Origin of the sequence: Citrobacter sp. CF971 (assembly GCF_006385635.1) — a bacterium.
GTDB lineage: Bacteria > Pseudomonadota > Gammaproteobacteria > Enterobacterales > Enterobacteriaceae > Citrobacter > Citrobacter freundii.
In genome coordinates this window covers 861,121-874,971 of sequence record NZ_CP041051.1, presented here as the reverse complement: position 1 = coordinate 874,971, position 13,851 = coordinate 861,121, and the positions used below count along the sequence as shown (strand labels likewise).

The 13,851-nt window shown below is 52.5% G+C and carries 10 protein-coding genes; 6 read left to right on the top strand and 4 right to left on the bottom strand.

Features of this window, described 5'->3' with window-relative positions; translation table 11 throughout:
* The first annotated feature begins 348 nt into the window (after window positions 1–348).
* The 6 genes from caiT (at window position 349) to caiE (ending at window position 7,423) form a co-directional block, all read left to right on the top strand.
* Window positions 349–1,866 carry an L-carnitine/gamma-butyrobetaine antiporter gene (caiT, locus tag E6P06_RS07665; RefSeq protein ID WP_003018896.1) on the top strand — a complete coding sequence of 506 codons (1,518 nt, stop codon included), beginning with the start codon at window positions 349–351 and terminating at the stop codon, window positions 1,864–1,866.
* 34 nt (window positions 1,867–1,900) lie between these two features.
* A complete protein-coding gene (gene caiA, locus E6P06_RS07660; protein ID WP_003018898.1) occupies window positions 1,901–3,043 on the top strand; it encodes a crotonobetainyl-CoA dehydrogenase in 1,143 nt (380 codons plus the stop codon).
* A 104-nt stretch (window positions 3,044–3,147) separates the two neighbouring features.
* Complete coding sequence (gene caiB / locus E6P06_RS07655) at window positions 3,148–4,365, top strand: L-carnitine CoA-transferase (RefSeq protein WP_003837364.1); 1,218 nt, start codon at window positions 3,148–3,150, stop codon at window positions 4,363–4,365.
* Window positions 4,366–4,426: 61 nt separating this feature from the next.
* Window positions 4,427–5,980 carry a crotonobetaine/carnitine-CoA ligase gene (gene caiC / locus E6P06_RS07650; protein ID WP_003845685.1) on the top strand — a complete coding sequence of 518 codons (1,554 nt, stop codon included), beginning with the start codon at window positions 4,427–4,429 and terminating at the stop codon, window positions 5,978–5,980.
* A 54-nt stretch (window positions 5,981–6,034) separates the two neighbouring features.
* Window positions 6,035–6,820 (top strand): crotonobetainyl-CoA hydratase, encoded by a 786-nt coding sequence (gene caiD, locus E6P06_RS07645; protein ID WP_003018906.1) that lies wholly within the window; start codon window positions 6,035–6,037, stop codon window positions 6,818–6,820.
* 6 nt (window positions 6,821–6,826) lie between these two features.
* The gene (gene caiE / locus E6P06_RS07640) at window positions 6,827–7,423 is read left to right on the top strand and encodes a carnitine operon protein CaiE (RefSeq protein WP_032948487.1); all 597 of its coding nucleotides are present in this window, start codon (window positions 6,827–6,829) and stop codon (window positions 7,421–7,423) included.
* Between the two features lie 75 nt (window positions 7,424–7,498).
* On the opposite strand, the gene caiF is transcribed toward caiE, so the two are convergent.
* The 4 genes from caiF to dapB all read right to left on the bottom strand — a co-directional run bounded on the left by caiF (window position 7,499) and on the right by dapB (window position 13,838).
* Window positions 7,499–7,894, bottom strand: a complete 396-nt coding sequence (gene caiF / locus E6P06_RS07635; RefSeq protein WP_003018912.1) for a carnitine metabolism transcriptional regulator CaiF — start codon at window positions 7,892–7,894, stop codon at window positions 7,499–7,501.
* Window positions 7,895–8,167: 273 nt separating this feature from the next.
* On the bottom strand, window positions 8,168–11,395 hold the full coding sequence (gene carB / locus E6P06_RS07630) for a carbamoyl-phosphate synthase large subunit (protein ID WP_003018915.1): 3,228 nt from the start codon (window positions 11,393–11,395) through the stop codon (window positions 8,168–8,170).
* A 17-nt stretch (window positions 11,396–11,412) separates the two neighbouring features.
* The gene (gene carA / locus E6P06_RS07625) at window positions 11,413–12,561 is read right to left on the bottom strand and encodes a glutamine-hydrolyzing carbamoyl-phosphate synthase small subunit (RefSeq protein ID WP_101741355.1); all 1,149 of its coding nucleotides are present in this window, start codon (window positions 12,559–12,561) and stop codon (window positions 11,413–11,415) included.
* Window positions 12,562–13,016: 455 nt separating this feature from the next.
* The gene (dapB, locus tag E6P06_RS07620; RefSeq protein ID WP_139935089.1) at window positions 13,017–13,838 is read right to left on the bottom strand and encodes a 4-hydroxy-tetrahydrodipicolinate reductase; all 822 of its coding nucleotides are present in this window, start codon (window positions 13,836–13,838) and stop codon (window positions 13,017–13,019) included.
* Between the last annotated feature and the right edge of the window lie 13 nt (window positions 13,839–13,851).

Genomic DNA, 13,851 nt, shown 5'->3' with positions numbered 1-13,851 from the left:
CAATAGTGTTACATGCCTCACCAATATTGAAAGAATCACGTCAAATATGAAAATTTTCAATATTGTCTGCTGGTTCAACAATATTGAACGCCAGTCACTTAAAAAAGTTAAAAAACCAATATTAATATCATGATTAATAAAGAAATTATCTAGATTTCCAGACAAAATAACCAGCATAAAAAAGTGTGACACAGATAACAGAATAGCCGGAAATGAATACCCATTATGAGTTACTCACTGAGGCGCCCCAGAGGTTAAAAAGTCATCAACAAATCATTAATAATAAATAAACAAACGATCACATACGGGCACGCTAAATAAATTTCGTTTTCACACTGGAATTCACTTATGAAAAATGAAAAGAGAAAGTCGGGAATTGAACCGAAGGTTTTTTTTCCGCCATTAATAATTGTTGGGATACTTTGTTGGCTAACAGTAAGAGATCTTGATGCCGCTAACGTCGTTATTAATGCGGTATTCAGTTATGTCACCAACGTCTGGGGTTGGGCATTCGAATGGTATATGGTCGTCATGCTCTTCGGCTGGTTCTGGTTAGTCTTTGGCCCGTATGCCAAAAAGAAATTAGGCGACGAAAAACCCGAGTTTAGTACCGCCAGCTGGATTTTTATGATGTTCGCCTCCTGTACATCCGCCGCGGTGCTGTTCTGGGGTTCCATCGAGATCTACTACTATATCTCTACCCCGCCGTTCGCTTTGGAGCCCAATTCCACGGGTGCGAAAGAGATCGGTCTGGCGTACAGCCTGTTCCACTGGGGGCCGTTGCCGTGGGCAACCTACAGCTTCCTTTCTGTGGCCTTCGCCTATTTCTTCTTTGTGCGCAAGATGGACGTCATCCGTCCCAGCTCCACGCTGGTACCGTTAGTGGGCGAAAAGCATGCGAAAGGGCTGTTCGGCACCATCGTTGATAACTTCTACCTGGTGGCGCTGATCTTCGCGATGGGTACCAGCCTCGGTCTGGCGACGCCGCTGGTAACCGAGTGTATGCAATGGCTGTTCGGTATTCCGCATACGCTGCAATTAGATGCCATCATCATTACCTGCTGGATCATTCTGAACGCCATTTGCGTAGCCTGTGGCCTGCAAAAAGGAGTCAGAATCGCCAGCGACGTGCGTAGCTACCTGAGCTTCCTGATGCTGGGCTGGGTGTTTATCGTCAGCGGCGCCAGCTTCATCATGAACTACTTCACCGACTCGGTCGGCATGCTGCTGATGTATCTGCCGCGCATGTTGTTCTATACCGATGCCATCGGCAAAGGCGGATTCCCGCAGGGCTGGACTGTTTTCTACTGGGCATGGTGGGTCATTTACGCCATCCAGATGAGTATCTTCCTGGCGCGTATTTCTCGTGGTCGTACCGTACGTGAACTGTGCTTTGGGATGGTGCTGGGCCTGACCGCTTCCACCTGGATCCTGTGGACAGTCCTTGGCAGCAATACCCTGCTGCTGATGGATAAAAACATTCTCAACATCCCGCAGCTGATTGAACAACACGGCGTGGCGCGCGCCATTATCGAAACCTGGGCCGCCTTGCCATTCAGCACCGCCACCATGTGGGGCTTCTTTATCCTCTGCTTTATTGCCACCGTCACGCTAATTAACGCCTGCTCCTACACCCTGGCGATGTCCACCTGTCGCGAAGTTCGTGATGGTGAAGAACCGCCGCTGTTGGTGCGTATCGGTTGGTCCGTTCTGGTCGGCGTCATCGGCATCGTTCTGCTGGCGCTGGGTGGGCTGAAGCCCATTCAGACGGCGATTATCGCCGGAGGATGCCCGCTGTTCTTCGTCAACATCATGGTGACGCTGTCCTTTATTAAAGACGCCAAAGTGCACTGGAAAGACAAGTAATTCTTATTAACCCAATTGATCAAGAGGCTGAAAGATGGATTTCAACTTAAATGACGAGCAGGAACTGTTTGTCGCCGGTATTCGTGAACTGATGGCCAGTGAGAACTGGGAAGCTTATTTTGCCGAGTGCGATCGCGACAGCGTCTACCCTGAGCGTTTTGTAAAAGCACTGGCAGATATGGGCATCGATAGCCTGTTGATCCCGGAAGAACACGGCGGGCTGGAAGCCGGTTTTGTCACCGTTGCCGCCGTCTGGATGGAACTCGGACGTCTTGGCGCACCGACTTACGTGTTGTACCAATTACCTGGCGGTTTTAACACTTTTCTGCGTGAAGGTACCCAAGAGCAAATTGATAAAATCATGGCGTTCCAGGGGACCGGTAAGCAGATGTGGAACTCGGCGATCACAGAACCGGGAGCGGGATCGGATGTTGGCAGTCTGAAAACCACTTATACACGCAAAAATGGTAAGGTTTATCTTAATGGCAGTAAGTGCTTTATCACCAGTAGCGCCTATACCCCGTACATCGTAGTGATGGCGAGAGATGGTGCATCGCCGGATAAACCTGTTTATACCGAGTGGTTTGTTGACATGAGCAAGGCGGGTATCAAGGTCAACAAACTGGAGAAACTCGGTCTGCGCATGGATAGCTGCTGTGAAATCACCTTTGATGACGTTGAACTGGACGAGAAAGACATGTTCGGTCGGGAAGGTAATGGCTTCAATCGTGTGAAAGAAGAGTTTGACCATGAACGCTTCCTCGTCGCACTGACCAACTACGGTACGGCAATGTGCGCTTTTGAAGACGCAGCGCGTTATGCCAACCAACGCGTACAGTTTGGCGAAACGATCGGCCGTTTCCAGCTGATTCAGGAGAAGTTCGCGCACATGGCGATCAAACTGAACTCCATGAAAAACATGCTGCTGGAAGCCGCATGGAAAGCGGATAACGGCACTATTACCTCGGGCGACGCGGCCATGTGCAAATACTTCTGCGCCAACGCGGCATTTGAAGTGGTAGACACCGCCATGCAGGTGCTGGGTGGCGTGGGTATCGCGGGTAACCATCGCATCACGCGCTTCTGGCGTGACCTGCGCGTTGACCGTGTTTCTGGTGGTTCTGACGAAATGCAGATCCTGACGTTGGGTCGTGCGGTATTGAAGCAATACCGTTGATTCGTTCGTTTCGTAGGCCGGATAAGGCGTTTACGCCACCATCCGGCAATATGCCCGGTGGCGCTGCGCTTACCGGGCCTACAAAAAAATGCCTGGAGAAAATGATGAATCATTTACCAATGCCATCCTTCGGCCCGCTTTCCGGGGTACGCGTTGTCTTTTCAGGGATCGAAATTGCCGGTCCGTTCGCCGGACAGATGTTCGCCGAATGGGGTGCTGAGGTTATCTGGATTGAAAACGTCGCATGGGCCGATACCATCCGCGTGCAACCTAACTATCCGCAGCTCTCACGCCGTAATCTGCATGCCCTGTCGCTGAATATTTTCAAAGATGAAGGCCGGGAAGCGTTTCTGAAGCTGATGGAAACCACCGATATTTTCATTGAAGCCAGTAAAGGCCCGGCCTTTGCCCGCCGCGGTATTACCGATGAAGTGCTGTGGGAACATAACCCAAAACTGGTTATCGCCCACCTTTCCGGCTTCGGCCAGTTTGGTACCGAGGAGTACACCAATCTTCCGGCGTATAACACCATCGCACAGGCGTTCAGTGGCTATCTGATCCAAAACGGTGACGTGGATCAGCCAATGCCAGCCTTTCCGTACACCGCCGATTACTTCTCCGGGATGACCGCGACGACAGCGGCGCTGGCGGCTCTGCACAAAGTCCGCGAAACGGGTAAAGGTGAAAGCATCGATATCGCCATGTACGAGGTGATGCTGCGCATGGGTCAGTATTTCATGATGGATTACTTCAACGGCGGCGAAATTTGCCCACGCATGACCAAAGGCAAAGACCCGTATTACGCTGGCTGCGGCCTGTATAAATGCGCCGATGGCTATATCGTCATGGAGCTGGTCGGCATCACGCAAATCAACGAGTGCTTCAAAGATATTGGCCTCGCCCACATTCTTGGCACACCGGAAGTTCCGGAAGGCACCCAGCTTATCCATCGCGTGGAATGCCCTTATGGCCCGCTCGTGGAAGAGAAACTGGACGCGTGGCTGGCAACACACACCATCGCCGAAGTCCAGGCGCGTTTTGCTGAGCTGAATATCGCCTGCGCGAAGGTGCTGACCATTCCGGAACTGGAAGGCAACCCGCAGTACGTTGCTCGTGAATCCATTACTCAGTGGCAAACAATGGATGGCCGCACCTGCAAAGGGCCAAACATCATGCCGAAATTTAAAAACAACCCGGGGAAAATCTGGCGTGGCATGCCGTCACATGGCATGGATACTGCCGCCATTCTGAAAAACATTGGTTATAGCGAAGCAGACATAAATGAGCTGGTCGGCAAAGGCCTGGCCAGAGTTGAGGAATAAACGCGACGCGCTGACCGCTCATTGGTTAGCGCTCACGCCTGATTTCAGTGGATAAAGCAATATGGATATCGTTGGCGGACAAAACTTACGTCAGATGTGGGACGACCTGGCCGGGGTGTACGGAGATAAAACGGCGTTAATTTTCGAATCCTGCGAAGGAGTCGTTCGGCAGTTTAGCTATGCCTCGCTCAATGAAGAGATTAACCGCACGGCAAACCTGTTCCATTCCTTAGGGATCCGCAAGGGCGATAAGGTCGCATTGCATCTGGATAACTGTCCGGAATTCATTTTTTGCTGGTTTGGGCTGGCAAAAATTGGCGCCATTATGGTACCGATTAATGCCCGCTTACTGGGCGAAGAAAGTGCCTGGATCCTACAAAACAGCCAGGTAAGCCTGCTGGTCACCAGCGCCCAGTTTTATCCTATGTACCGCCAGATACGGCTGGAAAATACCACACCGCTTAATCATATCTGTCTGATTGGCGAACAGCTTCCGGTTGACGACGGCGTGAGCCACTTTACCCAACTGCAATCCCGCCAGTCGACTACGCTGTGTTATACGCCCGCGTTATCCACTGACGATACGGCGGAAATTCTGTTTACCTCAGGCACCACTTCACGGCCTAAAGGGGTGGTGATTACCCACTACAACCTGCGTTTTGCAGGCTACTACACTTCCTGGCAAATCGCTCTGCGCGATGATGACGTCTACATGACGGTGATGCCCGCTTTTCATATCGACTGTCAGTGTACCGCCGCAATGCCCGCATTCTCCGCTGGCAGCACCTTTGTGCTGCTAGAGAAGTACAGTGCCAGGGCGTTCTGGAATCAGGTGCATAGATATAAGGCGACGGTTACCGAATGCATTCCGATGATGATCAGAACACTGATGGTACAACCTGCCGCGCCAACCGACAGACAGCATCACCTGCGCGAGGTAATGTTCTATCTCAATTTATCCGCACAGGAAAAAGACGCCTTTACCGAACGCTTTGGCGTCAGGCTGCTGACCTCCTACGGTATGACTGAAACCATCGTCGGTATTATCGGCGACCGTCCCGGTGACAAACGACGCTGGCCCTCCATTGGCCGCGTGGGATTTAGCTATGAAGCCGAAATCCGTGACGATCACAACCGTCCCCTGCCCGCCGGAGAAATTGGCGAAATCTGTATTAAAGGCGTGCCGGGCAAAACAATCTTCAAAGAGTACTATGCCCAGCCGGAGGCTACCGCCAAAGCGCTGGAACCTGAAGGCTGGTTACATACCGGAGATTCGGGCTATCAGGATGCGGATGGCTATTTTTATTTCGTCGACAGACGCTGCAACATGATTAAACGCGGCGGAGAAAATGTCTCCTGCGTCGAGCTGGAAAATATTATTTCCGCGCATCCGAAAATTCAGGACATTGTGGTTGTCGGTATTAAAGATTCAATCCGTGATGAAGCCATTAAAGCATTTATCGTCCTTAATGAGGGTGAAACATTAAGCGAAGCCGAGTTCTTCAGCTTCTGCGAAAACAATATGGCGAAATTCAAGGTTCCCTCGTTTATGGAGATAAGAACCGACCTGCCGCGCAATTGTTCAGGAAAAATAATCAAAAAAAATCTGAAATAACCCTCCCGGTAGGAATTCCTCCTGCCGGGAAATCTATTTATCTGGAGATGAACTATGAGTGAATCATTACATCTGACCCGTAACGGCCCGATTCTGGAAATTACCCTCGACCGGCCTAAAGCCAATGCCATTGATGCCAAAACCAGCTTTGCCATGGGTGAAGCGTTTCTTAATTTTCGTGATGACCCGGAATTACGCGTAGCGATAATCACCGGCGGCGGTGAGAAATTCTTTTCTGCGGGCTGGGACTTAAAAGCGGCAGCTGAAGGTGAAGCGCCGGATGCCGATTTTGGCCCAGGCGGCTTTGCCGGTTTAACCGAAATTTTCGACCTCAATAAACCGGTCATCGCTGCGGTAAACGGCTATGCGTTTGGCGGTGGTTTTGAATTGGCGCTGGCGGCGGATTTTATCGTCTGCGCGGAAAATGCCAGCTTCGCGCTACCGGAAGCCAAGCTCGGGATCGTGCCTGACAGCGGCGGCGTTCTCCGTCTGCCTAAACTGCTGCCACCGGCTATCGTCAACGAAATGGTGATGACCGGCAGACGAATGAGTGCCGAAGAAGCGCTGCGTTGGGGTATCGTCAACCGCGTTGTCAGCCAGAGCGAACTGATGGATAGTGCGCGCGAACTGGCGCAGCAGCTGGTGAATAGCGCCCCACTGGCGATCGCCGCGCTGAAAGAGATTTATCGTGCGACCAGCGAAATGCCGGTAGAAGAAGGCTACCGCTACATCCGCAGCGGCGTGCTGAAGCACTATCCGTCAGTGCTGCACTCCGAAGATGCGCTCGAAGGACCGCAGGCGTTTGCGGAAAAACGCGATCCGGTGTGGAAAGGACGCTGATCACAGATGAGCTATTACGCCTTTGAAGGCCTGATTCCGGTAGTGCATCCAGAGGCGTATGTTCATCCCAGCGCCGTGTTGATTGGTGATGTGATCGTGGGGGCTGGCGTCTACGTCGGCCCGCATGCCTCACTGCGCGGTGACTATGGTCGCCTGATTCTGGAGGCAGGTTCTAACTTGCAGGATGGCTGCATCATGCACGGTTATTGCGACACTGACACCATCGTGCATGAGAATGGGCATATCGGCCATGGCGCAATCCTGCACGGTTGCGTGGTGGGCAGAGATGCGCTGATCGGCATGAACAGCGTCATTATGGACGGCGCAGTGATTGGTAAAGAGAGCATTGTCGCCGCCATGAGCTTTGTCAAAGCCGGATTTCAGGGGGAGGCAAGACAGATGCTGGTGGGCTCACCCGCTCGCGTATTGCGTGAAGTCACGGACCAGGAACTGCACTGGAAACGGTTAAACACCAAAGAGTATCAGGATCTTGCGGTCCGCTGCCGGGCAGGTTTACGCGAAACGCAGCCATTAACGCGGGTCGAAGAACACCGGCCGCGCCTGAAAGGCACGACGGACGTAAAACCCAAATCAGCACAGTAATTGATGCCGGATTCGCTCACGCTTATCCGGCCTACGCGTCAACCACCGTTTATGCCGCCATCAGGCAACTGACAATTAGCGACGCATACTCTTGGAGAGCATCATCTGCCATTTCTGCTCACGGTTGAGCTCTGTTGGGGGAACGGCAGACAGCCGCGGCGTTTTCGCCACACTCACCTTTTTTTCCTGCAAATTGTGGCTCAATCGGTTGTAGAGGTGAGAATCAATACTGATGACTTTTACCAGACGCTGGCACTGGCAGCCCCGGCCTGCAATCTGATTAGGGATCATCTTAACTTCACAAACAATTTCTCCCACTTCCGACAGAATATAAGAGAGCGTATTAATTGCTTTGCAGTGTTCAATATCAAAATGGCGGGAAATTTCTTTTGCGGTGATCCAACGATCTTCAGCCATCATCCAGTCAGCAATTAACAAATAAAGCGGTCTTTCAACATATTTTTCACACATAAGCACACCATTTCACAAATTAAAAATCTGGCTACGGCCTGTCCAAATTAATAAAAACTAAGCCATATTAAAATTGTGGATATAAAAGATAGTATGCGACTTGAATGTTGATTAGTGTGAGCAATATCGTGCTTATTACATTGAAAATGTGGTTATGAAACTGCATTTGGCCAGGAATGACCTTACGAGAGATAAAAAAAGGGTTTCTTTACAGAAACCCTTTCAAGATTATATTGCAGGTCCGGTTAACGCAATTATCACCGGACTCTTTGTTTATGACTTTTTGATCTGCGCGTGCATTTCCTGCACCGAGGTCACCTTCTCAGTGGCATCGGCATTCAGCGCCATCGCCGTCGCGAAACCGCCGTTCAGGGTAGTGTCATAATGCACTTTGTACTGCAGGGCGCTACGGCGAATCAGCTTGGAATCCTCAATCGCCTGACGACCTTCGGTGGTGTTGATGATGTAAGTGTACTCGCCATTCTTGATACGGTCCTGAATGTGCGGACGCCCTTCATGCACCTTGTTCACCAGACGTGGATTGATACCCGCTTCGCCCAGCACAATCGCCGTGCCGTGCGTTGCATCCAGCTCAAAACCAAACTTCAGCAGTTTCGCCGCCAGGTCAACCACACGCTCTTTATCGCCTTCGCGAACGGAGAGCAGCGCACGCCCCTGTTTTTTCATGGTGGAGCTGCTGCCCAGCTGTGCCTTGGCGAACGCTTCCGCGAAGGTACGACCCACGCCCATCACTTCCCCGGTAGAGCGCATTTCTGGCCCTAACAGCGGGTCAACGCCCGGGAATTTGTTGAACGGCAGCACCACTTCTTTTACTGAGTAGTACGGCGGGATAACTTCTTTGGTTACGCCCTGCTGTGCCAGTGTTTTCCCGGCCATCACGCGCGCCGCAACTTTCGCCAGCGGTACGCCAGTTGCCTTGGAGACGAACGGAACGGTACGCGCCGCACGCGGGTTCACTTCAATCAGGTAAACTTCGTTATTCTTCACCGCAAACTGAACGTTCATCAGACCGCGAACCTGCAGTTCGAAGGCCAGTTTCTGCACCTGCTGACGCATCACATCCTGAATTTCCTGGCTCAGGGTGTACGCTGGCAGTGAACATGCGGAGTCACCGGAGTGTACACCCGCCTGTTCGATGTGCTCCATGATGCCGCCAATCAGCACCATTTCGCCGTCGCAGATAGCGTCCACGTCCACTTCAACCGCATCGTCAAGGAAACGGTCCAGCAGTACCGGCGCATCGTTAGAAACGCTGACCGCAGTCTGGAAGTAGCGACGCAGGTCGGCTTCGTCGTAGACAATTTCCATCGCGCGGCCGCCGAGAACATACGACGGACGCACCACCAGCGGGTAGCCAATCTCTTTCGCCTTCTCAACAGCCTGTTCGATAGCCGTTACGGTAGCGTTCGCCGGTTGCTTCAGCTTCAGACGGTCAACCGCCTGCTGGAAACGCTCACGGTCTTCCGCGCGGTCGATGGCATCCGGGCTGGTGCCGATTACCGGTACACCTGCCGCTTCCAGCGCACGCGCCAGCTTCAGCGGGGTCTGGCCGCCGTACTGTACGATGACGCCTTTCGGCTTCTCAATGCGCACGATTTCCAGTACGTCTTCCAGCGTGACCGGCTCGAAGTACAGGCGGTCGGAAGTGTCGTAATCAGTAGAGACGGTTTCCGGGTTACAGTTGACCATGATGGTCTCGTAGCCGTCTTCACGCAGCGCCAGCGAAGCGTGTACGCAGCAGTAGTCGAACTCAATGCCCTGACCGATACGGTTTGGACCACCACCCAGCACCATGATTTTATCGCGGTCGACGGACGGATTCGCTTCACACTCATCTTCATAAGTGGAGTACATATAAGCGGTGTCGGTCGCGAATTCTGCCGCACAGGTATCCACGCGCTTGTAGACCGGGTGAAGGTTATATTGGTCACGCAGTTTGCGGATTTCCGCTTCGCGAACGCCGGCCAGTTTTGCCAGACGCGCATCAGCGAAGCCTTTGCGCTTCAGTACGCGCAGGAAGTCAGCGTCGAGGCCGTTGATGCCAAGGTCAATGACTTTTTCTTCCAGGCGCACCAGCTCTTCAATCTGCACCAGGAACCAGCGGTCGATGTTGGTCAGGTTGAACACACCATCGACGGACAGGCCAGCACGGAAGGCATCGGCGATGTACCAGATACGCTCAGCGCCAGCGTCTTTCAGTTCGCGACGGATTTTGGTCAGCGCTTCTGGGTCGTCCAGGCTGACTTTCGGGTCGAAGCCGGTCGCGCCCACTTCCAGACCGCGCAGCGCTTTCTGCAGCGATTCCTGCTGGGTGCGGCCAATCGCCATCACTTCACCAACAGATTTCATCTGCGTGGTCAGACGGTCATTAGCACCAACGAATTTCTCGAAGTTGAAGCGTGGAATTTTCGTCACAACGTAGTCGATGGACGGCTCAAACGAGGCCGGAGTACGGCCGCCGGTGATGTCGTTCATCAGTTCGTCGAGGGTGTAACCTACGGCCAGCTTGGCGGCGACTTTCGCAATCGGGAAGCCGGTAGCTTTGGACGCCAGCGCCGAGGAGCGGGATACGCGCGGGTTCATCTCGATGACAATCAGGCGACCGTTTTTCGGGTTTACCGCAAACTGGACGTTAGAACCGCCAGTTTCCACGCCGATTTCACGCAGTACCGCCATCGAGGCGTTACGCATGATTTGATATTCTTTGTCGGTCAGCGTCTGGGCAGGTGCTACGGTGATGGAGTCACCGGTATGGATGCCCATCGCGTCGAAGTTTTCGATGGAGCAGACGATGATGCAGTTGTCGTTTTTATCACGCACCACTTCCATCTCGTACTCTTTCCAGCCAATCAGCGATTCATCAATCAGCAGCTCATTGGTTGGGGAAAGGTCCAGACCGCGTTCGCATATTTCTTCGAACTCTTCGCGGTTGTAGGCGATACCGCCACCGGTGCCGCCCATGGTGAAGCTAGGGCGGATAATGCACGGGAAGCCAACGTCAGCGGCAACCGCCAGCGCTTCTTCCATGGTGTGAGCGATGCCTGAACGCGCGGTGTCGAGACCAATCTTCTTCATCGCGATATCGAAGCGACGACGGTCTTCCGCTTTATCAATGGCATCCGCCGTTGCGCCAATCATGGTCACGCCGAATTCAGCCAGTACGCCCTGGCGCTCCAGCTCCAGCGCACAGTTCAGCGCCGTCTGACCGCCCATGGTTGGCAGCACCGCGTCCGGACGTTCTTTCTCAATAATTTTGCGTACTACTTCCCAGTGAATCGGCTCGATGTAGGTGGCATCGGCCATTTCCGGGTCGGTCATGATGGTTGCCGGGTTGGAGTTCACCAGAATAACGCGGTAACCCTCTTCACGCAGGGCTTTACACGCCTGTGCGCCGGAATAGTCAAACTCACACGCCTGACCGATAACAATCGGACCCGCGCCCAGAATCAGGATACTTTTTATGTCTGTACGTTTTGGCATGGCTCTTTTACTCCTGATTATTTCGCGGACTGACGGTATTGCTCAATTAACTCGATAAAGTGGTCGAACAGCGGTGCAGCGTCGTGCGGACCCGGACTCGCTTCAGGGTGCCCCTGGAAGCTGAATGCCGGTTTGTCGGTACGATGAATCCCCTGCAAGGTGCCGTCGAACAGTGACTTGTGGGTCACGCGCAGGTTGGCAGGCATGGAGGCTTCATCTACAGCAAAACCGTGGTTCTGCGCGGTGATCATCACGGTGTTGTTATCAATATCTTTTACCGGATGGTTGCCGCCGTGGTGGCCAAACTTCATCTTAATGGTCTTCGCACCGCTCGCCAGCGCCAACAGCTGATGGCCGAGGCAGATGCCAAATACCGGAATATCGGTTTCGAGGAATTTCTGAATCGCGGTAATCGCGTAGTCGCACGGCGCCGGGTCGCCAGGGCCGTTGGACAGGAAGATACCGTCCGGATTCATCTTCAGAACGTCTTCTGCTGAGGTTTTCGCTGGTACAACCGTCAGGCGGCAGCCGCGGTCCGCTAACATACGCAGAATGTTACGTTTAGCGCCGAAATCGTAAGCCACAACGTGGAACGGCAGTTCATCGGCAGATTTTGCTTCCGGCAGGTCACCCGCCAGCGTCCAGCTCCCCTGCGTCCAGCTATAAGGCTCCGCGGTGGTCACTTCTTTCGCCAGATCCATACCGTTCAGGCCAGGGAAAGCTTTTGCCTTTTCCAGTGCCAGCACCGCATCCGGGTTATCGCCCGCGATGATGCAGCCGTTCTGTGCGCCCTTTTCACGCAGCAAACGCGTCAGCTTACGAGTATCGATATCAGCAATCGCCACAATGTTATGGCGCTTCAGGTAAGAAGAGAGGTCTTCGGTATCGCGGAAGTTGCTGGCAATCAGCGGCAGGTCGCGGATGACCAGGCCTTGCGCATGTACCTGTGAAGATTCTGCATCGGCTTCATTGGTGCCGACATTACCGATATGAGGATAAGTAAGAGTGACGATTTGGCGGGAATAGGAAGGATCAGTGAGGATTTCTTGATAACCGGTCATTGAAGTATTGAAAACGACTTCCCCAACCGCCGAACCTGTTGCCCCTATGGCCCGACCGTGAAACTGGGTTCCGTCTTCCAGAACCAATAGCGCTGACTTAATCAAAACACCCTCCAGAGAATATTCACTCACTTTATTTGCATATTAATTCATTAACACCTCATGAATCAATGCAAATTTGCTTACCTATGGATTTCTGGCAAACGGCGGCATTCTAGAGATAGCCCACGTAAAAGTCTACCCAAAAGGGTAATTTTTATTATTATTTTGCGCCACTGGGATAAATCACACGATTTAACAGGCAAAAAGATCAGCTAACTTGTGGTGGAAAACGCTTGCGGTAGGCAAAGAGTGCAAAAACAGAATGTGGGAGAGAAAAAAGTGGACCATTTGGTCAAAATTTACATTGAGATAACATAAAAACCCAACAAAACATATACAAACACTCATTTAAAAGAAAAAATACATTCAAAAGCGAAAAATTAAAGGGCAATAAAGTATTGCCCCATGTAATCAATTAATTATGATTACAATAACCACATCACGAAGGGTAGTAAAAGCTATAAATTACGTAAATCAAGCACATCTTTCATATCAAAAAGACCATTTGACTTTGATTTTAGCCAAATTGCCGATCTCACCGCGCCGTTCGCAAAAGTCATGCGGCTGGACGCTTTATGCGTGATCTCAATACGCTCGCCAATATCAGCAAACATCGCGGTATGCTCACCAACGATATCCCCCGCCCGCACCGTGGCAAAGCCGATCGTGCCCGGTACGCGCTCGCCGGTGTAACCTTCACGCGAATAGACTGCGCAGTCTTTCAGATCTTTATCCAGCGCCCCGGCAATCGCCTCGCCCATCGCCAGCGCAGTGCCTGACGGCGCATCAACTTTATGACGGTGGTGGGCTTCAATAATCTCAATATCGGTGTAATCACCCATCACTTTCGCCGCTTTCTCCAGCAGCTTAAGCATAACGTTCACGCCGACGCTAAAGTTCGCGGCGAAAACGATAGCAATCTCCTGCGCGGCATCACGAATAGCCTGTTTACCCGCGTGATCAAAGCCGGTGGTGCCAATCACCATTCCTTTACCGTGCTGGCGGCAAAACGCCAGATGCGTCAGCGTGCCTTCCGGGCGGGTAAAATCGATGAAAACATCAAAATTATCTTTCACCGCTTCAAGGCTACTTTGTACGGTAACGCCCGTTTTCCCGGCTCCCGCTAACTCTCCGGCATCGCTTCCCAGTAAGGACGAGCCTTCGCGCTCCAGCGCCGCGCCGAGCTGTACGCCATCCATGCCGAGAGTGGCTTGAATCAACTGACGCCCCATGCGTCCTCCGGCTCCCGCGATGGCAACGCGGATTTGTGCATCATGCATAGCTATTCTCTTT